At 57.5% G+C, this 25,633-nt stretch carries 23 protein-coding genes; 13 read left to right on the forward strand and 10 right to left on the reverse strand.

The window, feature by feature from the left end; all coding sequences use genetic code 11:
- Positions 1–40 precede the first annotated feature (40 nt).
- Both ACLPGZ_RS15505 and ACLPGZ_RS15510 read left to right on the forward strand, forming a co-directional pair.
- Positions 41–2,671: a TRAP transporter permease gene (locus ACLPGZ_RS15505; protein WP_428993906.1), complete on the forward strand. Its 2,631-nt coding sequence runs from the start codon at positions 41–43 to the stop codon at positions 2,669–2,671.
- Positions 2,672–2,767: 96 nt separating this feature from the next.
- Entirely contained in the window at positions 2,768–3,694 is a 927-nt protein-coding gene (locus ACLPGZ_RS15510) for a pseudouridine synthase (RefSeq protein ID WP_060186535.1), read from the forward strand.
- Positions 3,695–3,825: 131 nt separating this feature from the next.
- Here ACLPGZ_RS15510 and ACLPGZ_RS15515 read toward each other — a convergent pair whose 3' ends face one another.
- From ACLPGZ_RS15515 to ACLPGZ_RS15540, 6 genes are all read right to left on the reverse strand, one after another.
- A complete protein-coding gene (locus ACLPGZ_RS15515) occupies positions 3,826–4,815 on the reverse strand; it encodes an asparaginase (protein WP_429641651.1) in 990 nt (329 codons plus the stop codon).
- A gap of 63 nt (positions 4,816–4,878) precedes the next feature.
- Positions 4,879–5,562, reverse strand: a complete 684-nt coding sequence (locus tag ACLPGZ_RS15520; protein WP_021447100.1) for an ABC transporter permease — start codon at positions 5,560–5,562, stop codon at positions 4,879–4,881.
- Complete coding sequence (locus ACLPGZ_RS15525; protein WP_009460152.1) at positions 5,559–6,272, reverse strand: ABC transporter permease; 714 nt, start codon at positions 6,270–6,272, stop codon at positions 5,559–5,561. Before ACLPGZ_RS15525 ends, ACLPGZ_RS15520 begins: the two co-directional genes overlap by 4 nt.
- Positions 6,273–6,290: 18 nt before the next feature.
- Positions 6,291–7,100: a transporter substrate-binding domain-containing protein gene (locus ACLPGZ_RS15530; protein ID WP_009460151.1), complete on the reverse strand. Its 810-nt coding sequence runs from the start codon at positions 7,098–7,100 to the stop codon at positions 6,291–6,293.
- A gap of 89 nt (positions 7,101–7,189) precedes the next feature.
- Positions 7,190–7,969: an ABC transporter ATP-binding protein gene (locus ACLPGZ_RS15535; RefSeq protein ID WP_009460150.1), complete on the reverse strand. Its 780-nt coding sequence runs from the start codon at positions 7,967–7,969 to the stop codon at positions 7,190–7,192.
- Positions 7,970–8,128: 159 nt separating this feature from the next.
- Complete coding sequence (locus tag ACLPGZ_RS15540) at positions 8,129–9,418, reverse strand: Glu/Leu/Phe/Val family dehydrogenase (protein ID WP_035268560.1); 1,290 nt, start codon at positions 9,416–9,418, stop codon at positions 8,129–8,131.
- 194 nt (positions 9,419–9,612) lie between these two features.
- Between ACLPGZ_RS15540 and ACLPGZ_RS15545 the strand changes: the two genes are divergently transcribed.
- Positions 9,613–10,317 carry a YggS family pyridoxal phosphate-dependent enzyme gene (locus ACLPGZ_RS15545; RefSeq protein ID WP_060186630.1) on the forward strand — a complete coding sequence of 235 codons (705 nt, stop codon included), beginning with the start codon at positions 9,613–9,615 and terminating at the stop codon, positions 10,315–10,317.
- A 133-nt stretch (positions 10,318–10,450) separates the two neighbouring features.
- Complete coding sequence (locus ACLPGZ_RS15550) at positions 10,451–11,419, forward strand: Bug family tripartite tricarboxylate transporter substrate binding protein (protein ID WP_009460137.1); 969 nt, start codon at positions 10,451–10,453, stop codon at positions 11,417–11,419.
- Positions 11,420–11,448: 29 nt separating this feature from the next.
- Here the strand turns inward: ACLPGZ_RS15550 and ACLPGZ_RS15555 are convergent, their stop codons facing one another.
- A complete protein-coding gene (locus ACLPGZ_RS15555; RefSeq protein WP_009460136.1) occupies positions 11,449–12,135 on the reverse strand; it encodes a Crp/Fnr family transcriptional regulator in 687 nt (228 codons plus the stop codon).
- 175 nt (positions 12,136–12,310) lie between these two features.
- Here ACLPGZ_RS15555 and ACLPGZ_RS15560 point away from each other — a divergent pair, with 175 nt between their 5' ends.
- From ACLPGZ_RS15560 to ACLPGZ_RS15595, 8 genes are all read left to right on the forward strand, one after another.
- Positions 12,311–14,278 (forward strand): AMP-dependent synthetase/ligase, encoded by a 1,968-nt coding sequence (locus tag ACLPGZ_RS15560; protein WP_052159208.1) that lies wholly within the window; start codon positions 12,311–12,313, stop codon positions 14,276–14,278.
- Positions 14,279–14,292: 14 nt separating this feature from the next.
- The gene (locus tag ACLPGZ_RS15565) at positions 14,293–15,078 is read left to right on the forward strand and encodes an ABC transporter ATP-binding protein (protein ID WP_009460135.1); all 786 of its coding nucleotides are present in this window, start codon (positions 14,293–14,295) and stop codon (positions 15,076–15,078) included.
- Positions 15,079–15,089: 11 nt separating this feature from the next.
- Positions 15,090–16,019, forward strand: a complete 930-nt coding sequence (locus ACLPGZ_RS15570) for a branched-chain amino acid ABC transporter permease (RefSeq protein ID WP_009460134.1) — start codon at positions 15,090–15,092, stop codon at positions 16,017–16,019.
- A gap of 12 nt (positions 16,020–16,031) precedes the next feature.
- Positions 16,032–17,096, forward strand: coding sequence for a branched-chain amino acid ABC transporter permease (locus ACLPGZ_RS15575; RefSeq protein WP_009460133.1), 1,065 nt, complete (start codon positions 16,032–16,034; stop codon positions 17,094–17,096).
- Between the two features lie 136 nt (positions 17,097–17,232).
- Complete coding sequence (locus tag ACLPGZ_RS15580; RefSeq protein WP_009460132.1) at positions 17,233–18,501, forward strand: ABC transporter substrate-binding protein; 1,269 nt, start codon at positions 17,233–17,235, stop codon at positions 18,499–18,501.
- 50 nt (positions 18,502–18,551) lie between these two features.
- Positions 18,552–19,385 carry an ABC transporter ATP-binding protein gene (locus ACLPGZ_RS15585; RefSeq protein ID WP_035268554.1) on the forward strand — a complete coding sequence of 278 codons (834 nt, stop codon included), beginning with the start codon at positions 18,552–18,554 and terminating at the stop codon, positions 19,383–19,385.
- 253 nt (positions 19,386–19,638) lie between these two features.
- Positions 19,639–20,919: a phenylacetate--CoA ligase family protein gene (locus ACLPGZ_RS15590; protein WP_239054993.1), complete on the forward strand. Its 1,281-nt coding sequence runs from the start codon at positions 19,639–19,641 to the stop codon at positions 20,917–20,919.
- Between the two features lie 89 nt (positions 20,920–21,008).
- Complete coding sequence (locus tag ACLPGZ_RS15595; protein ID WP_021447094.1) at positions 21,009–22,025, forward strand: amino acid ABC transporter substrate-binding protein; 1,017 nt, start codon at positions 21,009–21,011, stop codon at positions 22,023–22,025.
- A gap of 270 nt (positions 22,026–22,295) precedes the next feature.
- Here the strand turns inward: ACLPGZ_RS15595 and ACLPGZ_RS15600 are convergent, their stop codons facing one another.
- The 3 genes from ACLPGZ_RS15600 to dprA form a co-directional block, all read right to left on the reverse strand.
- Positions 22,296–22,763 (reverse strand): hypothetical protein, encoded by a 468-nt coding sequence (locus ACLPGZ_RS15600; RefSeq protein WP_083055264.1) that lies wholly within the window; start codon positions 22,761–22,763, stop codon positions 22,296–22,298.
- Positions 22,763–23,683 carry a hydroxymethylglutaryl-CoA lyase gene (locus tag ACLPGZ_RS15605; protein ID WP_009460129.1) on the reverse strand — a complete coding sequence of 307 codons (921 nt, stop codon included), beginning with the start codon at positions 23,681–23,683 and terminating at the stop codon, positions 22,763–22,765. Before ACLPGZ_RS15605 ends, ACLPGZ_RS15600 begins: the two co-directional genes overlap by 1 nt.
- Positions 23,684–23,789: 106 nt before the next feature.
- Positions 23,790–24,944, reverse strand: coding sequence for a DNA-processing protein DprA (gene dprA / locus ACLPGZ_RS15610; RefSeq protein ID WP_239054994.1), 1,155 nt, complete (start codon positions 24,942–24,944; stop codon positions 23,790–23,792).
- Between the two features lie 168 nt (positions 24,945–25,112).
- Between dprA and def the strand changes: the two genes are divergently transcribed.
- Positions 25,113–25,631, forward strand: a complete 519-nt coding sequence (def, locus tag ACLPGZ_RS15615) for a peptide deformylase (protein WP_009460127.1) — start codon at positions 25,113–25,115, stop codon at positions 25,629–25,631.
- Positions 25,632–25,633: the final 2 nt, after the last annotated feature.

Genomic DNA, 25,633 nt, shown 5'->3' on the forward strand with positions numbered 1-25,633 from the left:
CTGGAGACATATGCAAATGACACAACAAGAACAGAAGAAAATGGGGCCGGACGTCGCCCTGACACAGGATGAAACGGCAGAACTGGAAAAGCTGGTTGCAGACGTAGACAGGGGCGGGCGCACTGTTGCGGGCGCAGCGGGCATGGTTTTGTTTCTGGCGGCCATAGGCTGGTCCTTGTTCCAGCTTTGGTACGCTTCCCCGCTGCCCTTTGCCCTGAATCTGGGCATTTTCAATGACACTGAGGCGCGTGCCCTGCATTTGGGCATTGCCATGTTTCTGGCTTATCTGGCGTTCCCTGCCCGCAAAACGTCGGCTCGGGACCGTATTCCAATTCATGACTGGGTCCTGGCCCTGATCGCTGCTTTCTGCGGCTCATATTTGTTCTTTTTCTATAAAGAACTGGCCATGCGCCCAGGCATCCCGACCACAATGGATGTGGTCGTGGCCAGTGTTGGCCTGGTGTTGTTGCTGGAGGCAACACGTCGCTCTTTGGGCGCGCCGATGGCCGTGTTGGCACTGATCTTTATCGCTTATATTTTTCTCGGCCCCTGGTTGCCGGATGCGCTGTCTCATCGCGGTGCTTCATTGCAGCGCCTGGTCTCGCATATGTGGCTGACTACCGAAGGGGTTTATGGGGTCGCACTGGGCGTTTCGGTTTCTTATATCTTTATTTTTGTATTGCTGGGCTCCTTGCTGGATCGTTGCGGGGCGGGCAATTACATGATGCAGGTCTCGTTTGCCTTGCTGGGGCATTTGCGTGGGGGGCCTGCCAAGGTTGCCGTGGTGTCCTCGGCGGTGAATGGCATTGTGTCTGCGTCCTCCGTTGCCAATGTGGTGACGGGCGGTATTTTTACGATCCCTTTGATGAAGAAAGCCGGTTACGGCGGTATTCGGGCCGGGGCCATTGAAACGGCGTCTTCCGTCAATGGCCAGATCATGCCGCCTGTCATGGGAGCGGCGGCCTTCCTGATGATTGAGTATGTTGGCATTCCCTATACCGACATCATTCGGCATGCGCTGCTGCCCGCGGTCATTTCGTATATCGCGCTGTTTTATATCGTGCATCTGGAAGCGCTCAAGCTGGGAATACAACCGATGATGGCATCGGGCAAACCCAGAACGTTCATGCAGAAGCTAGCCGGCTGGGGCATGGGTACGGCGGGCACCTTGATTGTGATGGGACTGGTGTACTGGATAGGCGTAGGGGTTCAGGCGGTAGCCGGTGCCGCCGCTATCTGGATCCTGTTGTTCCTGCTGCTGGTTCTGTATGTGTTTTTGCTGAAAGTGGCTGCAGACCACGAGGACCTGCCCACCGATATCAATGTCAACACACCGGTGCGCCCCGAACCGTGGCCAACGGTGCGAGCCGGTTTGTATTTTCTGATCCCTATCGGCATTCTGGTCTGGTGTCTGACGGTAGAAGTGATGTCTGCGGGCCTGTCGGCCTTCTGGGCCGTTGTGGCCATGTTGTTCCAGATGGCAACCCAGCGTCCCATCATTGCCTGGTTCCGCAAGCAGGCGACAGCTCAGCCATTGCGCCAAGGCGTCGGTGAAGTCTGGGTGGGGCTGCAGGAAGGTGCCCGCAATATGGTGGGCATCGGTATTGCTTGCGGGACGGCCGGCTTGATTGTGGGTGCTATCACCTTGACGGGTCTGGGCCTGCGCATGACAGCCTTTGTGGAGCTGGTCTCCATGGGCAATGTGCTGGTCATGCTGTTTTTTACCGCTGCGGTGTGTCTGGTTCTGGGCCTGGGTATGCCTACCACCGCTAACTACATTCTGATGGCTACCTTGATGGCGCCGGTAGTGGTGGAGCTGGGGGCACAAAGCGGCATGATCATTCCGCTGATTGCCGTCCATATGTTCGTGTTTTATTACGGGATCATGGCGGACATCACCCCGCCTGTGGGCTTGGCCACTTTTGCAGCCGCTGCCATTTCAGGGGAGGACCCGATCAAGACAGGGGTGCAGGGCGTGACCTATGCCATGCGTACAGCCGTGCTGCCCTTCATGTTCATCTTCAATCCCATGCTCTTGTTGATTGGCATACATAGTGTCTGGGAGTTGATTATGGTCGTGGTGGGTGCGACCGTGGCTTCCCTGACATTTGCAGCGGCAACCATGGGATGGCTGCGCATCAAAACAAGCTGGCTGGAGACAGTCTTGCTCTTGTTGGTGACGTTCATGCTGTTCCGACCCGATTGGTTCATGGACCATATCAGCGAAAAGTATCAGAGTCGCCCCGCGTCAGAGTTGATGCAGATTGTTCAGAACACGCCAGACGGAGGCAATCTGGTGGTGCAACTAGCGGGGATGAATCTGGAGGGTAAAGATTTGCAGAAAACAGTGGCTGTATCATTGCCCGGCTTGCCGCAAGGAGATGAGGCGACCGGCTTGGCAGCGGCCAGCAAGCGCTTGTCTCAGGCAGGGCTGACGGTGATGGCTTTTGGAGATACGGCGCAAGTGGCATCGGTCGCTTTTGGCAGTTCAGCGCTTAGAGCCGGGTGGGAGCAGGGCTGGGATATTCTGGAGGTGAAAGTGCCTCATCCAGATCGACCGTCCGAGTTTTGGGTCTATATTCCCGCGTTCCTGATTTTGCTCTGGCTGTGGCTAAGGCAAGGCCGGCGGATGCGTCTTGATGCCATCCCACAAGCTGCAGTCCAGAGCTGAGCGAGCCAGCCGCCCTGAGGGTGGCTGGTAGTACACTGATGGCTCTGGATGTCTGGCCCGCTGCAATAGCGGGCCATTTTCTATTTGGTTTTTGTAATGACACCAACAACAAGTGCGCCGCCTGTCCCTTCGCGCGGTGGGGTCAGCCCCAGCAAAGTATGGTGCCCGCGCGGGCACTGGAACTTGCTGGAGGAGTTCTTGCTGGAACGCTTCCCCCATGTCAGCCCCGAGATTCTGTTGGACAGGCTGGCACGAGGCGACATTCTGGATCAGGACGGGGTGCCGCAACATTTTGGTTCGCCTTATCAGCCCGATCGTTGGTTATGGTACTTCCGCATGGTGGAAAACGAAGCGGTCGTCCCTTTCGATATGCCCGTTCTATACGCGGATGAGCGTCTGATTGCTGTGGACAAGCCGCACTTTCTGGCTACAACGCCGGGCGGTCGCTACTTGTACGAAACCGCGCTGACTCGTCTGCGGCGGGACTTCGGAGAGGATGGCATCAGCCCCATTCACAGGCTGGACAGGGAAACGGCGGGTATCTTGCTGTTTTGTCGTGATCCTGCGGCTCGCGGGGCCTACCAGTCCCTGTTTCAGCAGGGCGGGATCGAGAAAGAATATGAAGCGGTCGCGCCGTTTCAGGAAAAGCTGGCAAATGGGCTGCTGTACAGCAGCTGCATGAAAGAAGTGCCCGGCAAGTTTGTCATGTGTGAGGTTGAGGGCGAGGCCAATAGCAGCACCGAAATTATTTGCGAACGCCACTGGCAGGATGAGCAGGGTCAGGAGCTGGCCTTGTACCGCCTGCGTCCCAAAAGTGGCCGCAAGCACCAGTTACGCGTGCATTTGAGCAGCCTGGGGGCACCTATTATCAATGATGTGTTCTACCCTGAGCTTTTGCCGGAGCGTGACGCGGACGATTTCAGCCAGCCCTTGCAGTTGCTGGCTCGGCACATTGCCTTTGTGGACCCCATAACGGGTGAGCAAAGACGCTTCAGCAGTCAGCGGCAGCTGGAATTGGCTTGAGCCTATTGGCATTGCGCTTGAGTACGCTATTGTCGAACAGCCACAGCCACAGCCACAGCCACAGCCAGTCTTGCTGCTGGTGCCCTTTATCTAGCCAGCTAGTCCAAGGGACGACGGCGAAAGCCCGAACCTTAATAGTTGCGGAAAGCCGCCTCTATCTCATCGTGCTCCAGTTGAGCAGCCAGACACAGCATTAATAAAATTCGGGCCTTTTGAGCAGGCAAGTAATGCGCGGCAATGGTGTTGTGATCCTGGTCATACGCACTGTCTGTCACAGGTCCTGCATGGATGCGAGAAGCCCGCACACACACCACGCCCAGTCGGTGTGCCCGGCTGACACCTTCCAAGGCTCCGGGGGTCAGGCTGCCGTTGCCAGTCGCCGCCACCACAATGCCTTGCACACCGCTTTGTGCTGCGTGGCGGTACAGTTCGGCCAAAGTATCGGGGTGATCGTAAAAAATCTGCACTTTAGGAAGGCTGTGCAAAGAGCGCACATCGAACAGGCTGCTGTGCGTATGGGGCAGCAGCGTACGCATCATGAAACGCGGCTGCCCGCCTGCAACCAGACCCAAGGGGCCCGCATCGGGTGAACCGAAGGCGCTGGTCTGAGTGGTGTGTTGTTTGCTCAGGAAACGGGCGCTGTGTATCTGGTCGTTCAGCAGTACCAGTACACCTTGATCCTGTGCCAGCGAAGAGCAGGCTACTTGCACGGCCTGATACAGATTCAGTGGACCGTCGGGACTCAAGGCCGAAGCCGGGCGCATGGCCGCGACCATGACCACAGGCTTGTCGGTTTTCAGGGTCAGGTGCAGGAAAAAAGCGCTTTCTTCCAGCGTATCGGTGCCGTGGGTAATGACCGCGCCGTTGATGTCCGGTCGTGCGAGCAGAGCATTGAGCTTGTGGGACAGCTCCAGCAGCATCAGCGAGCCCATGGCCCGGCTGTCCACGTTGAAAATCTGATGGCATTCCAGATCGGCCAGCTCGGTGATACCGGGCACGGCTTGCAATAGCGTTTCTACGCCCTGGGTGATGTCGTAGTCCGTCAGACCAAGATTGGATTGGGTTGTGGCGGCAATCGTGCCGCCGGTGCCTACCAGGGCCAGTTTGGGGCGAGTCGGCATGTGAGGGTGCTCCGCGTCCAGTTGTTGCGCTAGGGGGTGCGGAGAGCCTGGGGTGGCGCCGGTTTAACGGCGCACTTTCAACCAGCGCTCGACCAGGTGCACCACCGATAGCAGGGTAAAGTTGATCAGCAGGTACAGCAGACCCGCAATAACAAAGGTCTCGATGATGGCGTAGTTCTGGTTCATCAAGCGTTTGGCATGACCGGTCAGGTCCATGACGGCAATGGTCGAGGCCAGACTGGTGCCTTTGATGGCCAGCACAATTTCATTGCTGTATGCGGGCAAGGCCTGGCGAATCGCCAAAGGAAACGCCACGCGACGAAAGCGCATCCAGGCGGACATGCCGATGGACTTGGCTGCCTCGATCTGGCCCACTGGCACAGCCTGAAAACCGCCCCGGAAGACTTCACTGACGTAGGCGCCACTGTTCAGGCCAATGGCCAGAATCGCGCAGCGCATGCCGTCGCTGAACAGCCACCACAACGTGGGTGAGTCCTTTACAAAACTCAGGGTGCCCACACCGTAGTACAGCAGGAACAACTGCACCAGCAATGGGGTGCCACGAAATACCGTGCTGTAGCTAAAGGCAAAGCTGCGCAAAATGCGACTATGAGACTGGCGCATCAGGGCCAGTGACAGGCCGATGAACAGCGACAGCACAATGCCCCACAGGCCGATATACACGCTCATGCCAAACCCTTTGAACAGGGTTTCGACGGTGGTATTGAATAATTCCAGATCAATCATGCCTGGGCTCTCATGCCTTTGCCGGTATAGCGTTCGGCCAGCAAAAACAGGGCCTGACTACAGGCACCAATCAGAAAATAAAGCACGCCTGCAATCAGGTACATGGCCATGGGTTCGCGCGTGTTGGCGGCTCCCAGGGTCGCGGCCCGCATGATCTCGACCAGACCCACCAGGGAGATCAGAGCCGTGTCTTTCAGTGCGGTTTGCCAGACGTTATTGGCGCCGGGCAGGGCGTACCAGAACATTTGCGGCAGGATAATGCGGCGCAGGCGCTGCCAGGGGGACATGCCAATGGCTTTGGCGGCCTCGATCTGGCCTTCGGGAATGGCTTGCAAGGCACCGCGAAACACTTCCACGCTGTACGAGCCTGCAATCAGGCCAATGGCCAAAATGCCGACCAGTGCGGGGAACCAGCGCGTCATCACATCTTCCATGCGCATGAAATCGGCCAGATCGGAGACGACTTGGACCGAGCCAAAAAACAGTAGGTAGATGATGAGCAGCTCGGGGATACTGCGAACAACCGTGGTGTACAGGCTAACGGGGCCACGCAGCCAGCGTGGCCCGTTGGTCTTGATGCTGGCTCCTGTAATCCCAATGACTACGCCCAGGGCCATGCCCAAAACGGAGATCAGCAAGGTCATTGCTGCTCCGCGAAGGAACATCCAGCCCCAGCCTTCGCGCAGCACATTAAAAATGGTCTCTAGCATCAAGTGGTACTTCTCGACTTATTTCTTGCAGATCTCGTAGTTGGCGATGTCGATGTCAAACCACTTTTCGCTGGCGGTCTTGACGGTGCCATCGTCGATCAGCTTGCACAGGGCAGCGTCAACCTTGGCTTTCAGTTCTGCATTGTCTTTGTGAATACCGACGGCAATGCCATAACCCAGAGTTTCAGGGTCGGAAGAGCCTTTGATGACCAGCTTGGACAGGGCAAAGTTGTCCTCGCCGACTTTATGCAGGAATTTGGACTGGGAGGTCAGGTCGGCAAAGGTGCCGTTCAGACGACCGGCGTCCAGATCGATTTGCATCTGGTCCAGGGTCTCGTAGTTCTTGACGGTGGTCTTGGGGGCTTTCTTGGACAGGAAAGCGCCGTGAGTGGTGCCACCTTGAACGCCAATGGTTTTGCCAGCCAGACCATCAAAAATAGCTTGTTCGTTGTCGGCACCGACCAGTTCACTGTTCTTGGGCAGAACGAAAATGGCGTCTTCAACGGCGTAAGGAATACTGAAATTCACGCGCTTGGCACGCTCGGGGGTGTAGGACATGCCCGAGATGATCAAGTCAAAGCGTTTGGCATCCAGCGAAGGAATCAGGCTGTCAAAGGCTTGCACGATGAATTTGCAATCGCTGTTCAGCTCCTTGCACAGGGCAGCGCCCACGTCGGCGTCAAAGCCGGTGACTTTACCGGCTGCGTCCACCATGCTCCATGGTGGGTAACCGCCTTCGGTACCGATTTTCAGGGTGTCTGCCATTGCAGCCTGGGAGCCCAACAGGGCCAGGCTGGCACAGATCAGGGTCTTGCTGAGGAAACTCATGGTCTGGCTCTCCTTTGTGGATAGGCTGGTCAGAGCCGTATTGGCCCTGCTGGTTTTCCAGCCGGTGTCGTATTCACGAAGCGATGATCTTACTGCATTGGTTGTAGAAACTGCTGTAGACGCTCGGATTGTGGCCTATCGAACAGATCTTTGGGATGGCCACGTTCTTCAATCAGGCCGTTGTGCATGAAAATGGTCTCGGAAGAGACGTCACGCGCAAAATTCATTTCGTGGGTGACCAGGATCATGGTGCGGCCTTCCTGGGCCAGTTGGCGAATTACGCGCAGTACTTCGCCCACCATTTCCGGGTCCAGCGCCGAAGTCGGTTCGTCAAACAGCAAGACATCCGGGTCCATGGCCAGGGCACGGGCAATGGCCACGCGCTGCTGCTGACCACCGGACAGTTCGGCCGGGTAGGCATCGCATTTGTTGCTCAGGCCCACCTTGCCCAGCAGTTCGCGGGCGTATTCAGCCGCTTCACGGGCCGGGCGGCCTTTGACATGGATGGGGCCTTCGGTGACGTTTTGCAGCACCGTGCGGTGCGACCACAGATTGAAGTTCTGAAACACCATCCCCAAGCGGGCGCGGACTTGTTCCAGCAGGCGCGGATTGTCTGTCTGGCAAATGCCCTTGCGATTGCGATGGCTGCGCAAAATGTCATTGCCGATCTGGATTTCGCCCTGATCGGGGACGACCAGATGGTTAATGCAGCGCAGCAGGGTACTCTTGCCCGAGCCGGAAGCTCCAATAATGGAGAGCACATCGCCCTTGTGAGCTTGCAGGGAAATACCCTTGAGCACCTCGTTGGTGCCAAAGCGTTTGTGGATGTCGCGTACCTGGACCGCCGCGTTCAGGTCATTGTTATTCACAGCAACGTCCTTGCGGTCAAAGAGAAAGGGGGTAAGGGTTTCATACGGGTGTCATATCCTGGATGCCCCGATTCTACCGCTTTCCCCCTGTTTTTTTTGCACAAGCGCTGTATTTTGCTCATAAAAAGCGGCATAAACCGGGTACGCCGCCTTATGACCTTATGGATACAGGCCGCGTACCTGACGAGATTCCAGAATGCGGGCGCAACCTACGATAAAGGCAGCCGTACGCAAGGTGACGTTGTGCTCTTTGGCAACCGCCGCCACCGTGGTGTAGGCCGAGCGCATCATCATTTCCAGACGGTTGTTGATCTCGTCCTCGGTCCAGAAGAAGCTGGAGAAGTCCTGGACCCATTCGAAGTAGGACACGGTCACGCCACCGGCGTTGGCTACCACGTCCGGAACAATGATCACGCCCTTGTCGTTCAGGATGTCGTCGGCTTCCGGGGTGGTGGGGCCGTTGGCGCCTTCGATCACAATGCGGGCGCGGATGCGGTCGGCATTGTTCTTGTTGATCTGGCCTTCCAGCGCGGCCGGGATCAGCAGATCGGTTTCGATATGCCAGAAGTCTTCGTTGGAAATGGCCTCGGCATTGGGCGCTCCGGCCAGACCTTTGTGCTGTTCCATGTGGTTCAGCAAGGCCAGTACGTCCAGACCGTTGGGGTTGTATACCGTGCCGGTGTGATCCTGTACGGCCAGCACCTTGGCACCGGCTTCCTGGAACAGGCGGGCAGCGGTGCCACCCACGTTACCGAAGCCTTGCACAATGACGCGGGCGCCATTCAGGTCGATACCGGCGTCGCGGGCCGCTTCACAACCCACGGTATACACGCCGCGGCCAGTGGCTTCCACACGGCCCAGGCTACCGCCCAGGGAGACAGGCTTGCCGGTGACCACGCCGGTGCTGGTGCCACCGACATTCATGGAGTAGGTGTCCATCATCCAGGCCATGGTCTGGGCGTTGGTGTTCACGTCCGGGGCTGGAATGTCCTTGTTGGGGCCAATAATCACACCGATTTCGCTGGTGTAGCGGCGGGTGATGCGCTCCAGTTCGGCCTGGGAGTGGTTGCGCGGGTCAATACGAATACCGCCCTTGGCACCGCCAAATGGCAGGTTCACGGCAGCCGATTTGATCGACATCCAGGCAGCCAGAGCCATCACTTCGGACAGGGTGACATCCTGGTGGTAGCGCACGCCGCCCTTGCCTGGGCCACGGGAAGTATTGTGCTGAACGCGGTAGCCCTCGAAGTGGGCCACGGTGCCGTTATCCAGTTCAATGGGTACGTCGACAATCAGCGTGCGCTTGGGGCGCTTGAGTGTTTCAACCCATCGGGACAGTTTGCCCAGATACGGAGTGACTCGCTCCACTTGTTCGAGATAAATACCCCACGGGCCGACGTCGTCGGCGTTCAGGTATGACGGCAAAGCATGGGTGGGACGATCTGTCATGAGCTCCTCGATAAGGTTGGGGAAACGGGATACGAGTACACAGTGAAGACGTGTGATTGCGCACAGACGCAGAACCTGGCAAACACGCTGTGGATGGGCTTAGCGGTGGCCGTGTGCAACAGTTATGCTATCGGAAATGGCCGCTGTTGTGTTTGCAGCGTTTGCGATGGTTTTATCTGGGTGCGTGTGCATTGATGGCTTCTTCTGACTCTTCCCTTTCTGGTCGCTTGGCGCAATTGCGCCAACGTATCGAACAGGCTTGCTTGCAGGCCGGCCGCCCTGCTGATGCGGTGGCTCTTTTACCGGTAAGCAAAACCTTTCCTGTGCCCGTGCTGGCTCAAGCCCTGGATTTGGGCCTGTCGCGAATGGGCGAGAACAAGGTTCAGGAGATTCGAGACAAGCAGGCAGAGCTGGCCGATCGCGCGGTGCAGTGGGTGATGATAGGCCATCTGCAGAGCAATAAGGCCAAAGATATTGCACGCTTAGCCAGCGAAGTACAGTCTTTGGACCGTTTGTCCCTGGCTCAGGCCCTGGATCGACACCTGCAACACGAGCAGCGTAGCCTGGACGTGCTGATCCAGGTCAAGACCTCGCCCGAGCCCAGCAAATTTGGTTTGGTCCCTGAAGAACTGCCCGCCTTCATGCAGTCCCTGCGTTCGCTCGATACCTTGAAGGTCCGTGGCCTGATGACCATGGCCGTCAATAGCGATGACCCTCAGGCAGTCCGCGCCTGCTTTGCCAGCCTGCGTCAGTGGCGCGATCGTCTGGTGGAGTTGGGCCATGAACAGGTGCAAGGCCTGTCCATGGGCATGAGCGGTGACTTCGAGCTGGCGATTCAGGAAGGTTCCACTGAAGTGCGAGTGGGTTCGGCCCTGTTTGGCGCACGCGATTACAGCTAATCGATATCCGCATCGTTACTAATGCCCTGTGCAGGGCTGTCCGCGCATAATGTCTCTGCGCATCCCGGACGGGATGCTTAAAACTTAAAAAAATAGCGCCAAAAGCGCTGTCTACACGCATGGAGGAGACATCATGCATTGGAAGAACTTCGGAGCCGGTGTGCTGTTGCTAAGCGCCAGCCTGACAGGAACGGCCTTGGCAGCAGACTGGCCCCAGTCTGCCGTCACCTGGGTAGTCCCTTATCCCGCAGGTGGCGGTTCAGATGTGATTGCCCGGCTGGTCGCCAAGCAGCTGGAAAGCAGCCTGGGCCAGACCTTGATTGTGGAAAACAAACCGGGGGCCGCCACCATTATTGGCGCAACCTACGTCAGCAATGCCAAGCCCGATGGCTATACCGTAGGCACGGCTGATTCAGGCACGCTGGCCTTTAACTCCTCTTTGTACAGCAAGCTGCAATACGACCCGGCTGCCTTCACCTATGTGGGCGGTCTGGCCCGCTTCCCCCTGATGCTGGCAGTGCCACAGGAGTCGCCCTATAAAACCGTGGCCGATCTGCTGGAAGCAGCGCGTAAACAACCTGAAAAGCTGACGTCCTCGTCCGCTGGCAGTGGCTCTCCACACCATTTGGCTCTGGAGATGTTCAAGCAGCGCACGGATACCAAGATCGTGCACGTTCCTTACAAGGGAGCTGCACCCGCCATTCAGGATTTGCTGGGCGGCCAGGTGGATATGTCCTTTGTGGATTCCGCCGCAGCGCTATCCAACATCAAGGCCGGCAAACTGCGAGTGCTGGCGGTTGCCACGCCCGAGCGTAGCAGTCTGTTGCCTGATGTGCCAACCATGGCCGAAGCGGGTATTGCCGACTTCTATGCCTATGCCTGGCAAGGTTTGGTGGGCCCACCCAAGATGGACGAAGGCGCCCGTCAACGCTTGAGCCAGGACTTGATGCAGGCCCTGAAAACGCCCGAGCTGGACCAGCGTATTCGCGAGATGGGGGTGGAACCCATGCCCATGACGCCCGATGAATTCCAGGCTTACGCCCAGCGTGAACGGGCTGAATGGGCCACGGTTATCGAGCGTGCGGGCATCCGTATGGATTGACCTTGATGCGGCCCACAGTGGCCGCATAATCAGGCGGCATATTCATCGCCGTAACGTTTCAGGCCGTCCAGGTCCAGCACCTGGACGCCACCATACTTGATCAACAACAGCCCTTCGTTTTCCAGTTGGCGCAGGGCCTGGTTGGCTCGTTGGCGCGACACACGCGCCAGGTAGCCGATCTCTTCCTGGGTAATGTCCAGGCGCAGACCTTTTCCGGGGTAGAGCAGCGGGTTGAACAGCTCTGCCAGACAGCGTGCCACGCGGGCATCGGGGGTAGACAGGCTGTTGTATTCCGCCTTGCCGATAAATTGCGCCACACGTTCATTGAGCTGATGCAGGAGGTAGCGGTTGAAAGCAATGCTCTGGTCCAGCAAATCGTTAAAACTGTGTACGGGCAAGCGGGCCACCTGGCTGTCGCGCAAGGCGACCACATCGTATTTGCGCTCTTCGTTTTTCAGCAAGGAGCCTTCGCCTATCCAGCCACCGGCAGGTACCCCGGTCATGGAAGCGATCTTGCCTTCGGAATTTCCTACCGACACTTTGAGCAAACCCGAGAGCACGCCAATCCACGCGGTGGCGCGTTCTCCCTTGCGTTCGACGATGGCCCCGGCCTCGTATGCGGTGATCAGTGTGTCGCGGCGGACACGCTCTTGCAGCTCGGGTGTCAACAAGCGAAACCAGGCGGCTCGCTCCGATAAAGCATCTACAACATGCATGAGGATTAACCCTCGATAAAGGTCGAATGTCATGTCCGTGACAATCTTCGGGACGGGCAGCCGATAACTTGATTATTAACAGGCTGCAAATAGCTTGAGGGCATAACATCTGCCTTCTGCCGCAATCATAAGCAGCCTCCTGGACCATAACAAGCCGGGAAAATTCGGAGGAGACATGGTTGTGCGGATGGATAAAGAGCAGGTAGCGGGTTTACCCGGCACCTTCCCAGCCTGGATAGAACACCATGCCCAGGTGCGCGGCAACAAAGTTGCCATGCGCGAAAAAGACCTGGGAATCTGGCAGACCTGGACGTGGCAGGAGCTGGCCGAACAGGCCGAGCAACTGGCTGCGGGCCTGGCCGGGCTGGGTGTCAAAGACGGTCAGCACGTCGCGGTGATCGGTGAAAACCGCCCGCGCCTGTACCTGGCCATGATGGCGGCGCAAATGCTGGGCGCTGTGCCCGTGCCTTTGTATCAGGATGCGGTAGCCCAGGAAATGCTGCACGTATTGCTGGATGCCAGCATACGCGTGGCCGTGGTCGAGGACCAGGAGCAGGTCGACAAGCTGCTGGAAGTCTGGGATCAGTGCCCCGATCTGGATGCGCTGATCTATGACGACCCACGCGGTCTGCGCAATTATCAGCAAGAGCAGCTGCAATACATCGAGCAGGTCATGGAGCAGGGCCGCCTGCAATTGGCGCGGGATCCGGACTGTGTGCGACGCATCTGGAAGGCTATTACGCCTGACCATGCTGCTGCCATGTTCTACACCTCCGGCACCACCGGCAAGCCCAAGGGGGTGGTGCTGACTCACGGCGCTCTGGTGGATCGTGGCCTGGCCATTCAGGAACTGGAGTCGCTGACCGATGCCGAGGAAGTGCTGGCTTATCTGCCTCCCGCCTGGATCGGGCAGAACATGTTTTCCTACACGCAGTTCCTGGTCACGGGCTTTACGGTGAATCACCCTGAGTCACCTGAAACCGTGTCCATCGACCTGCATGATATTGGCCCGACCTATTACTTTGCGCCTCCCCGCGTGCTGGAAGGCTTGCTCACGCAAGTGACTATCCGCATGGAAGATGCCGGTGCTCTGAAGCGCGCCTTGTACAAGCGTTTCATGTCTCTGGCGCATCGTGTGGGTGTGAAGATTCTGGACAAGCGTCCCGGCGTGGGGATGTGGGATCGCCTGTGCTATGGCCTGGGCAATATCCTGATCTACGGCCCCTTGCGTAATGCCTTGGGCATGAGCCGCGTGCGTGTGGCCTATACCGCTGGTGAAGCCATCGGACCCGATCTGTTCGACTTTTACCGTTCCATTGGCATCAACCTGAAGCAGCTCTATGGCGCTACCGAGACCTCGGTATTCGTCTGCGTCCAGGAAGACGGCCATGTGCGTGCCGACACCGTAGGCCCACCTGTGAAAGGCGTGGAAATTCGTGTGGCCGATAACGGTGAAATTCAGGTGCGCAGCCCCGGCCTGTTCAAGGAGTACTACCGCAACCCCGAGTCCACCGCCGAGTCCTTTACCGAGGACGGCTGGTACCACACGGGTGATGCCGGTTATCTGGACACCGATGGTCAGCTAAAGATCATCGACCGTGCCAAGGACGTGGGCAAACTGGCCGATGGCTCCTTGTTTGCACCCAAGTACATCGAGAACAAGCTCAAGTTTTTCCCCTTCATCAAGGAAGCCGTGGCTTTTGGCGATGGTCAGGAGGAAGTGTGTGCCTTTATCAATATTGATCTGGAAGCCGTGGGTAACTGGGCCGAACGTCGCAACCTGCCCTATGCCGGTTACACCGACCTGGCGGGCAAACCCGAGGTCTATGCCCTGATTCGGGACTGTGTGGCTCAGGTCAATGCTGATCTGGCGAATGATCCCAAGCTAGCCGGATCGCGCATCAGTGCCTTCCTGATTCTGCACAAAGAGCTGGACCCCGATGACGATGAACTGACCCGTACCCGCAAAGTACGTCGCGGCTTTATCGCGCAAAAGTACAAGGTTCTGGTCGACGCCCTGTTCAATGGCCTGGACAGGCAGTTTGTGGAGACAGAAGTGAAGTTTGAGGATGGGCGCAGCGGTCGCATTTCGGCAGACCTGCACATTGAGCGCATGACAGACGCAGCAGCAAGGAGCGCATGATGAGTGAGGCGCAAATGCCGGGCCGTCGCATTGGCCCAGTGGTACTGGATTTGAAGAATATTTCGCTGTCCTTTGGTGGTGTGAAAGCGCTGACCGACATCTCGTTCAACATCCGTGAGCACGAGATCCGCTCCATCATTGGCCCGAACGGCGCAGGCAAAAGCTCCATGCTGAACGTCATCAATGGCGTGTATGCACCACAACAAGGCGAGATTGTCTTGCGTGACCAGAGTTATGCCCGCATGAACTCGCGTCACACCGCCGAGCAGGGCATTGCCCGCACCTTTCAGAACCTGGCTCTGTTCAAGGGCATGAGTGTGCTGGACAACATCATGACCGGCCGCAATCTGCACATGAAAAGCGGGGTGTTTGCCCAGGCTTTCCGACTGGGCGGTGCCGAGCGTGAAGAGATTCGCAACCGTGAATATGTGGAAGGCATCATCGACTTTCTGGAAATCCAGGCCTACCGCAAAACGCCGGTAGGACGCTTGCCTTACGGCCTGCAAAAGCGGGTTGACCTGGGGCGGGCACTGGCGATGCAACCGAGCATTCTGCTACTGGATGAGCCCATGGCGGGCATGAACATCGAAGAAAAGCAGGATATGTGCCGTTTCATTCTGGATGTGAACGAAGAATACGGCACCACGATTGTTTTGATTGAACACGATATGGGTGTGGTCATGGATATTTCGGACCGTGTGGTGGTCCTGGACTATGGCAAGAAAATTGGTGACGGAGTACCGGACGAAGTACGACAAAATCCGGACGTCATCCGCGCCTATCTTGGCGCTGGCCATTGAGGGGAACGGACATGGCATTTTTTCTTGAAACTTTGCTGGGCGGCCTGATGAGCGGGATGTTGTACGCCCTGGTCGCGCTGGGCTTTGTGCTGATCTTCAAAGCATCGGGTGTCTTTAACTTTGCACAGGGCGCCATGGTGCTGGTGGCCGCGCTGGCCATGGCCCGTCTGTCCCAGTGGATTCCGCAGTTGCTGGGCATGGAGCCGGGCATCCTGGGCAATGTGCTGGCTTTCATTGTCTCGGCCATCTTGATGTTTGTGCTGGCCGTCGTCATTGAGCGCTGGGTGCTGCGCTATCTGGTGAATCAGGAAGGCACAACCTTGCTGATGGCCACGATCGGTATCAGCTATCTGCTCGACGGTCTGGGTCAGATCGTGTTTGGCAGCTCCGTGTATTCCATTGATGTGGGCATGCCCAAAGATCCGGCTTTCATTCTGGAGTCCATGTTTGAAGGCGGCGTGCTGGTCAGCCTGGAAGACTTGAGCTCGGCCGTGGTTGCAGCCTTGCTGGTTGTGGCCCTGGCCATCTTCTTCCAATACACCAGCGTGGGCCGCGCCCTGCGTGCGGTGGCAGACGATCATCAGGCAGCGCAATCCATTGGTATTCCCTTGAACCGTATCTGGGTGGTGGTCTGGACCGTAGCCGGTTTGGTGGCTCTGGTTGCCGGCATTATCTGGGGCTCCAAATACGGGGTGCAGTTCACCTTGTCGACCGCAGCGCTGCGCGCCTTGCCGGTGGTGATTCTGGGTGGTCTGACCTCGGTGCCCGGCGCTATTGTGGGTGGCCTGATTATCGGTGTGGGCGAGAAAGTGTCCGAGGTTTACCTGGGCCCTTATGTAGGTGGCGGCATCGAGATCTGGTTTGCTTATGTGCTGGCCCTGGTGTTCTTGCTGTTCCGACCACAAGGTCTGTTCGGCGAGAAGATTATTGATCGCGTCTGAGGTGGAGTCGATATGATTTACCGCGAAAATGGTCAGTTCAAAAGCAGCTATCGGGCTGACCAGCAGATTTTTCCCATCCGCCAGGATCGCTATGTGGTGTTGGGTTTGTTGCTGGTGGCATTCCTGCTGGTGCCAGCCATGGCATCCAACTACTTCCTGCAAGCTATTCTGATCCCCTTTCTGATCCTGTCTTTGGCAGCGATTGGCCTGAACATTCTGGTGGGCTATTGCGGCCAGATTTCCATCGGTTCGGGTGCTTTCATGGCTGTGGGTGCGTATGCCGCCTGGAACTTTGGTGTCCGTATTCCGGAGCTGCCACTGGTCCTGCAGATCCTGCTGGGCGGCGTGTTCGCCACCTTGGTAGGCGTGGCTTTCGGTATTCCCAGCTTGCGTATCCGTGGCTTGTACCTGGCCGTCACAACCTTGGCCGCACAGTTCTTTGTGGATTGGGCTTTCCTGCGTATTGCTTTCTTCACGAACTACTCGCCTTCGGGCAACGTGTCGGTGCCTGCCTTGAGCGCCTTTGGCTTGCCGGTTCAAACCCCCATGCAGAAGTACCTGTTCGTGCTGATCTTCGTGGTGGTGTTTGCTCTGCTGGCCAAGAATTTGGTGCGTGGTGCGATTGGCCGCCAATGGATGGCTATTCGTGACATGGACGTGGCCGCAGAAGTGATTGGTATTCGTCCGGTCTACGCCAAGCTCACCGCCTTTGCCGTCAGCTCTTTCATCATCGGTGTGGCCGGTGCCTTGTGGGCCTTTGTGCACCTGGGTTCCTGGGAGCCGCTGGCCTTTGACCTGAACCGCTCCTTGCAGTTGCTGTTCATCGTCATCATCGGGGGTCTGGGCTCGATCGTAGGCAGCTTTTTCGGTGCCGCGTTCATGGTCTTGCTGCCCGTGTTCCTGACCAACGTGCCGCACTGGTTTGGTGTGTCCATTGGCGTGGATACAGCCTCGCATATTGAACACATGGTGTTCGGTGCCCTGATCGTATTTTTCTTGATTGTGGAGCCACACGGTTTGGCTCGACTCTGGAGTATTGGTAAGGAAAAGCTGCGCTTGTGGCCCTTCCCCCATTAACAGCAGGTAGGCAGTTCATTACAACAACAGCCCCGCCATCGGGACGGGGTACTTAGACAAATGGTACTTATCGGAGGACCAGGAGATGACAACACGACTGAAACGCGCTGTGCTCGGTTTGAGTGCTTGCGCTGCAATGCTGACCATGAGTACAGCCGCTGTAGCAGCCGAGGAACAGTACATTCCCTTGCTGACCTACCGCACCGGCTCCTTTGCCCCACTGGGTATTCCATGGGCGGACGGCAAGCTGGACTATCTGGCTTTGGTTAATGAACGTGACGGCGGTGTGAATGGCGTCAAGCTGGTATACGAAGAGTGTGAAACAGCGTACGCCACCGACCGTGGCGTGGAGTGCTACGAGCGCATGAAAGGCAAGAACGGGGGCGCTTCGGGTTTTGATACCCAGTCCACGGGCATTACATTCGCGCTGACTGACAAGGCCTTTGTCGATGGCGTGACCATTGAAACCATGGGCTACGGCCTGTCGCACTCGGCGAACGGTGCGGTATTCGAGTGGAACTTCCCGCTGCTGGGTACCTACTGGACTGCGGCTGACGTCATGATCCAGGACATCGCCAAGCAAGTGGGCGAGGACAAGCTGAAGGACCAGCGCATTGCTCTGGTTTATCACGACTCGCCGTACGGCAAGGAGCCTATCGCCCTGTTGCAAGCACGCGCCAAGGAACAAGGCTTCAAGCTGGATCTGTACCCTGTGACCGCCCCTGGCGTGGAACAGAAATCCACCTGGCTGCAAGTGCGCAAGAACCGTCCTGACTTCGTCCTGCTGTGGAGCGCCGGGATCATGACGCCTACCGCCATCCGTGAAGCTCAGGCTGTGGGTTACCCACGCGACAAGATCTACGGCATCTGGTGGGCAGCTTCCGAGAGCGATGTGGTCGATCTGGGCCAGACCGCCAAGGGCTACAAGGGCATCACCATTCACAACAGTGCTGGGGACGGTCCGGTGCATGACGCTGTGCGCGAGATGCACGCCAAAGGCAAAGGCGCTGAAAACGGTGACAAGTACGTCGGCACGCTGGCTCACACCCGCGGCATGATGATCTCCATGATGCAGGTTGAGGCTATCCGCACCGCACAAGAGAAGTTCGGCAAAGGTCAGCACATGACTCCCGAGCAAGTGCGCTGGGGCTTCGAGAACCTGAATCTGGACGAAGCACGCCTGAAAGAGCTGGGCTTTGAAGGCATCATGCGTCCCGTCAAAACCTCGTGCAACAACCACATGGGTGATGACTGGGCCCGTATCGTGCAGTGGGACGGCAGCAAGTTCGACGTCGTGTCCGACTGGTATCAGTCCGACAAGAAGTTTGTCGATCCTTTAGTCAAGGAAATGTCGGCTAAATACGCCGCCGAGAAGAAAATTACGCCTCGCACCTGCGAAGGCTAAACCCAGGCGCCCAGGGTTCGCCCTGGGCACTGCATTGCGTGGGGAAGATTATGAGTGAGACCGTAGGCCAAGTGGATGAGACGCCCATCTTGTTGGACGTCAATGGCATCGAAGTGATTTACAACCACGTCATTCTGGTGCTCAAGGGCGTGTCCTTGCGTGTGCCAGAAGGGCGGATTGTTGCCTTGCTGGGCGCCAACGGTGCCGGTAAAACCACGACCTTGCGGGCCGTATCGAATTTGCTGCGCGCCGAGCGTGGCGATGTGACCAAAGGCCAGATCCATCTGCGTGGCGAACGTATTGACCAACTGACTCCGGCTGATCTGGTCAAGCGCGGCGTGGTGCAGGTGATGGAAGGGCGCCACTGTTTTGCGCACTTGAGCATTGAAGAGAATCTGCTGACCGGGGCTTATACCCGTACCTTGTCACGCGGCGATTTAAGCGCCGAGCTGGACAAGGTGTACCAGTATTTTCCGCGTCTGAAGCAGCGCCGTACCAGTCAGGCCGGCTATACCTCGGGCGGGGAGCAGCAAATGTGTGCCATTGGCCGTGCCTTGATGGCCGACCCGGGCATGATCTTGCTGGATGAACCCTCCATGGGCCTGGCACCGCAGGTGGTGGAAGAAATTTTCGAGATCGTGCGTGACCTGAATCAGCGCGAGCGCGTCAGCTTCTTGCTGGCCGAGCAAAACACCAACGTGGCCCTGAAGTATGCCGACTACGGCTACATCCTGGAAAACGGCCGCGTCATGATGGATGGACCCTCCCAGGCCTTGGCCGAGAACGAAGACGTCAAGGAGTTCTATCTGGGTGTGTCCGGGGGCGAGCGCAAGAGCTTTCGCGACAATAAATTTTATCGACGACGCAAGCGCTGGCTGGCTTAACTCCCAAGGATTTCCAATGTATCAGCAGGGCCTGGCCTGTATTGAAAGCAGCAGGATCAGCACAGGAGCAGGCCACCGATCGGGATGCACACAAGGTGCCGCCCTGACCCCTTTTGACGTTTTTAGTTTTGGGCAGCTTCTGGCTACACGGGGTGTGGTAGCAGAGCTTGGTATCGACACCTGTCTGTCTGCGGACAGAACGTCGGCTGGGCGCGGGAGTGTTTGAATGCCAATTCATCCCACTGGAGGAGAGATGAGCGAATATTACGACGAGCGCGAAACCCTGGAGCCGGACGAGCGCGAAGCCGATTTACTGTCCCGTTTGCCGCAGGTCTTGCAAGCGGCCGCAAAAGGGGCCCCTGCGATTGCCAAGCAACTGGGTTCGGTTGATCTGGCCGCCGTGCGCAGCCGCGAAGATCTGCTGGCCATTCCGGTGTTTCGTAAAAGCGAGCTGCTGAAAGCCCAGCTGGAAGCGCGCGAGCAGGCTCGCTCCGGGGCGCCGTCTGCGGATTACGCGCAGTCCGTATTCGGGGGCTTTTCCTCCATTGCCTGGGGTGCGGCCCGCAAAGTGTTTGCCTCGCCCGGTCCCATGTACGAGCCAGAAAGCCGTCGCCCGGATTATTGGGGCTTTGCGCGCGCACTGTACGCGGCTGGCTTTCGCCGCGAGGAACTGATTTTCAACTGCTTCTCCTACCATTTCACTCCGGCTGGCTCCATGATGGAGACCGCCGCACATGCCCTGGATTGCACGGTGTTTCCAGGCGGCGTGGGTCAAACCGAACAGCAAGTACAGGCCATGGCCGATTTGCGCCCGCATGGTTATACCGGCACACCCAGTTTTCTGAAGATCATCATGGAAAAAGCCCAGTCCATGCAGATTGCTCTGCCAGGGCTGAGCAAGGCCTTGTTCTCCGGCGAAGCCTATCCGCCTTCCTTGCAAAAGTGGTTCAGCGAGCACGGCGTGGCAGGCTACCAGGCCTACGGCAGTGCTGATCTGGGCATGATTGCCTATGAGACACAGGCCCGCGAAGGCTTGGTGCTCAATGAAAACCTGATTCTGGAAATTGTGCGTCCTGGTACAGGCCAGCCGGTTGCGCCGGGCGAAGTGGGCGAGGTGGTCGTGACCTCCTTTAACCCCGACTATCCGCTGGTGCGTTTCGGGACAGGAGATTTGTCTGCTGTCATGCCCGGCCAGTCTCCCTGCGGTCGTACCAACCAGCGTATTCGCGGCTGGATGGGGCGTGCTGACCAGACGACCAAGGTGCGCGGCATGTTTGTGCATCCGGGGCAGGTGGAGCAGATTCGTCTGCGTCACAAAGAGCTGGGCCAGGCTCGCTTGGTGGTGCGTGGTGCCAGCGGCCAGGATCAGATGGTGTTCCAGGTAGAAGTCGCGTCCAAGCCCGAAGGTCTGGAAAGCGCTTTGGCCGACTCGATTCGTGAAATTACCAAATTGCGTGCTCAGGTGGAGTTCATGGAGCCAGGAGCCTTGCCTCGGGATGGTAAAGTCATCGAGGACCAACGCAGCTACGATTAATTAGCCATGTAGATATGCACACAAGTAGCAGTCGGGCTGCGGTACTATGCTGGAAAATAGTCAATACCTATATCTTTGAGGAGAGCCCGATGCGCTTTGTGCCAGTTTCTGCTGTAGTCCTGGCCTTGATGGCCAGCATGCCTGCTGCCCAGGCCGACACCCTGGACAACGTCAAACAGCGCGGTCACGTGCTGTGTGGCGTGACCACCGGCTTTGCCGGTTTTTCTGCCCCTGATGACAAGGGCACGTGGACGGGGCTGGATATCGACGTGTGTCGCTCGGTAGCCGCCGCCACCCTGGGCGACGCCAGCAAATTCAAGGCGGTACCCTTGAACTCGCAGCAGCGCTTTACGGCCCTGCAGTCGGGCGAAATTGACCTGTTGGCCCGTAACACTACGGTGACTCAGCAGCGTGATACTGCTGTCGGTGCTATCCACGCCGGTATCAACTTCTATGACGGCCAGGGCTTTTTGGTATCCAAGAAACTGGGCGTATCCAGCGCCAAGGAATTGAACGGTGCCACGGTTTGTATGCAGACTGGCACGTCTAACGAGAACACTATGGCTGACTGGGCGCGTGCCAACAAGGTTGAGTACAAGCCTGTAGTGATCGAGCAGTTCAACGAAGTGGTTAACGCTTTCGTGGCTGGCCGCTGTGATGTGTTCTCTACCGACGCTTCCGGTCTGGCGTCGATCCGTATCTCCAAAATGGAGAACCCGGACGACTACCTGGTGCTGCCTGAAATCATTTCCAAAGAGCCGCTGGGCCCATTCGTCCGTCAGGGTGATGATGCCTGGCTGAACATTGTGAAATGGTCCATTCAGGCCAGCTTCAACGCCGAAGAGCTGGGTGTGACCGCTGCCAACGTGGACGAGAAGCTCAAGAGCAACAACCCCAATATCCAGCGTTTGCTGGGCGTGACTCCCGGCGCCGGTAAAAACCTGGGCCTGGACGAGAAATGGGCTTACAACATCATCAAGCAAGTCGGTAACTACGGCGAGTCCTTCGAGCGCAACGTGGGTAAAGGCAGCCCCCTGCAAATCGAACGTGGCCTGAACGCCTTGTGGATTGACGGTGGCCTGATCTACGGTCTGCCGATTCGTTAATCCTTTCGGGATTCGCGATATGCAAAAAGCAGCTCTCTTTGAGGGCTGCTTTTTTATTGACTGATCGATCTGGGGGTTATGACGTTGATGAGCTTTGTGCTTTTTGCCCCCTGGCGATATGGGCTGCCCTGAACCCTTGGTGTATGTATCGCCGTGTATTGGAACACGGCGATAGATAGGCTACGTAACTGCAGTACACGGTTTTCGGATGGGAGACGTCCAGCATTGTTTCCCCCGATATGGCAAGCCGTATGGGGCAAACAGGGAGACTTAGCTCTTGCGCCGCAATACCAGCGAAATCTTGGCAAAGGCCACTTGCAGATCCTGTGTGGCACCCTGAAAAATCACAGGGCGGCCACGCCGGGTAAAGCAGATCAGGCGCTTTGAGTTGAATAGAGGTACAAATTTGGCAAAGTGAATATCCTGCCATTGCACCTCCCGTTTCATGATCCAGTTCTGGCGTATGCCATTCTGGTCAATCGTGGTGACGCCGTGCCACATGTGCCAGGCAATCAGAATCAGGCCGGTAAACAGCAGGACCAGGCAGCCCGCCAGGACGGGGCTGATGGCGGCCCCTTGTGGGGAGCTGGCCACCAGCGCGAAACGCACGCCGATCAGGGCCAGCACAATCCAGGCGCTGGCTGCTACCCATTTGGGCCAGGAACGGCCTTGAATGGGAAGCGAGCCCAGATCCTTCAACATGGCATCAATTTCCTCTTTCGAGGGAGCTTGGCTCATCAGCACGCGGCGGCCCCTTGCTTGCGGGCGGCCAGAGCGTTACCGGCGTTGCTGGCCGATTTGCGCTTCAAATGAGCCGAAATCCATTGCCCCGTGTCTACCACGGCGTTCAGATCAATGCCGGTTTCAATATCCAGCCCTTGCATCAGGAACAGCACGTCTTCGGTGGCGACGTTGCCGGTTGCACCCTTGGCGTAGGGGCAGCCGCCCAGACCGGCTACGGAGCTGTGAAAAATATGGATGCCAGCTTGCATGGAAGCAACGATATTGGCGATGGCCTGGCCGTAGGTATCGTGGAAGTGGCCGGACACATGAGCCGGGTCAATGTGCTCGGTTACCATGCGCATGACGTCATACACCTGGCGGGCCGTGCCTACGCCGATGGTGTCGGCCACGTCGATCTCGTCACAGCCCAATTCGATCAGGCGCTTGCCCACTTTCAGCACATTGGAGGGAGCCACAGCGCCTTCATAGGGACAGCCGAAAGAACAGCTGATGGAGCCGCGCAGACGCAAACCGGCTTCTTTGGCAGCCTGAGCAACCGGGGCAAAGCGCTCCAGCGATTCTTCGATGCTGCAATTGATATTGCGCTGGGAAAATGCCTCACTGGCGGCGGCAAAGATCACCACTTCGTCAGCCTTGGCGGCCAGGGCACCTTCAAAACCACGCATATTGGGTGTCAGAACCGAATAAATCGTACCGGGACGTCGGTCGATAGCAGCCATTACATCTGCGCCGTCCGCCATTTGCGGCACCCATTTGGGCGAGACAAAGGACGCGGCTTCCACGTTCACAAAACCGGCGTGGGACAAGCGGTTGACCAGTTCGACCTTGATGTCGGTGGGGATGAATTCTTTTTCGTTCTGCAGGCCGTCCCGAGGACCGACCTCCACAATCTTGACGCGCGATGGGTATGACATGAAGTTTCCTGAAGGGGTAGATGGCTGGGGCTGGAAGGCCCTTACGTAATCGTCATGATACCTCTTGAAGGCCAGGGCTGGCGTCCTAGGAACTGCCCTATAGTCTTTAAGGTTTCAAGCGTTGAAAGCGTCCGTCTGCCAGGGGCTCGATGCAGCCTGCCAGCTCCAGTTCAGCCAGAACGGCGGGCAGTTCGGTCGCCAGCAGGCCTGTGCGCCGCATCAGCTGTTCGGGGCTGAGGGGCGCAAAGTCAATGCGCTCAAGAATAGGGCGTAATTCCTCGGGCAAGGCTTCATAAGGATTGGGTTTTGAACCAGTTTGTGGAGCCGTATCCAGATTGAAGTCGCCTTGCACATTGCCCAGTTCGTCCAGAATATCCTGGGCGCTTTCCACCAGTTTGGCACCTTGGCGTATCAAGGCATGGCAGCCGCGAGCCAAAGGGGAGTGAATGGAGCCGGGAATGGCAAAAACTTCTCGACCTAATTCTCCGGCCAGACGGGCCGTGATCAGGGAGCCACTTTGTTTGGCCGCTTCAACCACCAGTACGCCTTTGGCCAAGGCAGCCACAATGCGATTACGGCGTGGGAAGTGATGGGGCATGGCCCGGGTGCCCAAAGGAAACTCGCTCAGCAAGAGACCGTGAGCGCTGATCTGATGAGCCAGATCACGGTGTGCCGCCGGGTAGACCAGGTCCAGCCCCGTTCCCATCACGGCTATCGTGCCTGCGGACGAAGGGCCGGCTTTTAACGCTCCCTTGTGTGCCGCCTGGTCGATACCGCTGGCCAGGCCGCTGATGATGCACCAGCCTCTGGAAGCCAGAGTAGCTGCAAAATCTGTCGCGATTTCCTGACCGGATTGGGTGGCATTGCGGGCTCCCACAATAGCCAGTCCTTTGCGTTGCAAGACTCCCAGATCGCCGTTGGCATACAACAGCAAAGGTGCGTCGTGCAGGTCCAGCAAGGAGGCGGGATAGGTGGGGTCCGCCAGCGTCACGATATGGTGATTGGCTTGCTTGAGCCATGTCACCGCTTGTTCAATCTGCGCCTGCAGCTCGTCCAGTGGTTCCTGGCTTAATTGCACAGCCAGTTCGGCCGGAATATGACGTGACAGGGTTTGAACCGAGCTTTGATAGATTTGCTGTGGCAGTCCACAGGCAGCCAGCAATTGCCGGGCCTGGGCGGGCGCAAGCTCTGGCTCCAGCGACAGGCGCAACCAGGCACGCAATTCTTCCGAGATTTCATCCGAGCTAAAATGATCAGGCATAAGGTAGTGTGGCACGAAACCGATCTTTGTTCTGTGTGGCCCGGACGTTTGTATCCAGTGTGACTGCCGCTTTGTGGGCTAGGGCTTCATATGCTGCCGGGGCAATCGGGTGCCGCCCTGAAACTTGTTTTATTATATCGACTTATCGCTTTTTCTTCGGACATGACAATGGCTTTGCTTCCTATCCTTAAATTTCCTGACCCACGTCTGCACACGGTTGCCAAACCCGTGCAGGAGGTCGACGACCGCATTCGCAAACTGGTCAAGGATATGGCCGAGACCATGTATGACGCACCCGGCGTAGGGCTGGCCGCGACGCAGGTTGACGTGCACGAGCGCGTGGTGGTCATTGACGTATCGGAAAGCGGCAATGAATTGCTGGTGCTGATCAACCCTGAGATCACCTGGAAAAGTGAAGAGCTGAAGGTCTACGAAGAAGGCTGCCTGTCTGTACCTGATACCTACGACAAGGTTGAGCGCGCCGCCAATATTCGCTTCAAGGCCCAGAATGAAAAAGGCGAGTGGTACGAGAAAGAAGCCGATGGCCTGCTGGCCGTGTGTGTTCAGCATGAACTGGACCACCTGGATGGCAAGGTGTTTGTGGAGTACCTGTCCGTGCTCAAGCGTGAGCGTATCCGCAGCCGTCTGCGCAAGCAGCAACGTGAAGCACTGAAGGCAGGGCAATAGTC

The organism is Alcaligenes sp. Me129 (assembly GCF_050487245.1).
Lineage (GTDB): Bacteria > Pseudomonadota > Gammaproteobacteria > Burkholderiales > Burkholderiaceae_B > Alcaligenes > Alcaligenes phenolicus.

What these genes read in the sequence shown, in the direction of transcription:
- ACLPGZ_RS15530 (WP_009460151.1), bottom strand. Translation starts at nt 7,100, where the DNA reads ATGAGTTTCCTCAGCAAGACCCTGATCTGTGCCAGCCTGGCCCTGTTG.
- ACLPGZ_RS15580 (WP_009460132.1), top strand. Translation starts at nt 17,233, where the DNA reads ATGCTGACCATGAGTACAGCCGCTGTAGCAGCCGAGGAACAGTACATT.
- ACLPGZ_RS15565 (WP_009460135.1), top strand. Translation starts at nt 14,293, where the DNA reads ATGCCGGGCCGTCGCATTGGCCCAGTGGTACTGGATTTGAAGAATATT.
- ACLPGZ_RS15570 (WP_009460134.1), top strand. Translation starts at nt 15,090, where the DNA reads ATGGCATTTTTTCTTGAAACTTTGCTGGGCGGCCTGATGAGCGGGATG.
- ACLPGZ_RS15595 (WP_021447094.1), top strand. Translation starts at nt 21,009, where the DNA reads ATGCGCTTTGTGCCAGTTTCTGCTGTAGTCCTGGCCTTGATGGCCAGC.
- ACLPGZ_RS15545 (WP_060186630.1), top strand. Translation starts at nt 9,613, where the DNA reads ATGGCTTCTTCTGACTCTTCCCTTTCTGGTCGCTTGGCGCAATTGCGC.
- ACLPGZ_RS15575 (WP_009460133.1), top strand. Translation starts at nt 16,032, where the DNA reads ATGATTTACCGCGAAAATGGTCAGTTCAAAAGCAGCTATCGGGCTGAC.
- ACLPGZ_RS15560 (WP_052159208.1), top strand. Translation starts at nt 12,311, where the DNA reads ATGGTTGTGCGGATGGATAAAGAGCAGGTAGCGGGTTTACCCGGCACC.
- ACLPGZ_RS15520 (WP_021447100.1), bottom strand. Translation starts at nt 5,562, where the DNA reads ATGATTGATCTGGAATTATTCAATACCACCGTCGAAACCCTGTTCAAA.
- ACLPGZ_RS15555 (WP_009460136.1), bottom strand. Translation starts at nt 12,135, where the DNA reads ATGCATGTTGTAGATGCTTTATCGGAGCGAGCCGCCTGGTTTCGCTTG.
- ACLPGZ_RS15600 (WP_083055264.1), bottom strand. Translation starts at nt 22,763, where the DNA reads ATGAGCCAAGCTCCCTCGAAAGAGGAAATTGATGCCATGTTGAAGGAT.
- ACLPGZ_RS15605 (WP_009460129.1), bottom strand. Translation starts at nt 23,683, where the DNA reads ATGTCATACCCATCGCGCGTCAAGATTGTGGAGGTCGGTCCTCGGGAC.
- ACLPGZ_RS15585 (WP_035268554.1), top strand. Translation starts at nt 18,552, where the DNA reads ATGAGTGAGACCGTAGGCCAAGTGGATGAGACGCCCATCTTGTTGGAC.
- ACLPGZ_RS15510 (WP_060186535.1), top strand. Translation starts at nt 2,768, where the DNA reads ATGACACCAACAACAAGTGCGCCGCCTGTCCCTTCGCGCGGTGGGGTC.
- ACLPGZ_RS15525 (WP_009460152.1), bottom strand. Translation starts at nt 6,272, where the DNA reads ATGCTAGAGACCATTTTTAATGTGCTGCGCGAAGGCTGGGGCTGGATG.
- ACLPGZ_RS15590 (WP_239054993.1), top strand. Translation starts at nt 19,639, where the DNA reads ATGAGCGAATATTACGACGAGCGCGAAACCCTGGAGCCGGACGAGCGC.
- def (WP_009460127.1), top strand. Translation starts at nt 25,113, where the DNA reads ATGGCTTTGCTTCCTATCCTTAAATTTCCTGACCCACGTCTGCACACG.
- ACLPGZ_RS15505 (WP_428993906.1), top strand. Translation starts at nt 41, where the DNA reads ATGGGGCCGGACGTCGCCCTGACACAGGATGAAACGGCAGAACTGGAA.
- ACLPGZ_RS15515 (WP_429641651.1), bottom strand. Translation starts at nt 4,815, where the DNA reads ATGCCGACTCGCCCCAAACTGGCCCTGGTAGGCACCGGCGGCACGATT.
- dprA (WP_239054994.1), bottom strand. Translation starts at nt 24,944, where the DNA reads ATGCCTGATCATTTTAGCTCGGATGAAATCTCGGAAGAATTGCGTGCC.
- ACLPGZ_RS15540 (WP_035268560.1), bottom strand. Translation starts at nt 9,418, where the DNA reads ATGACAGATCGTCCCACCCATGCTTTGCCGTCATACCTGAACGCCGAC.
- ACLPGZ_RS15550 (WP_009460137.1), top strand. Translation starts at nt 10,451, where the DNA reads ATGCATTGGAAGAACTTCGGAGCCGGTGTGCTGTTGCTAAGCGCCAGC.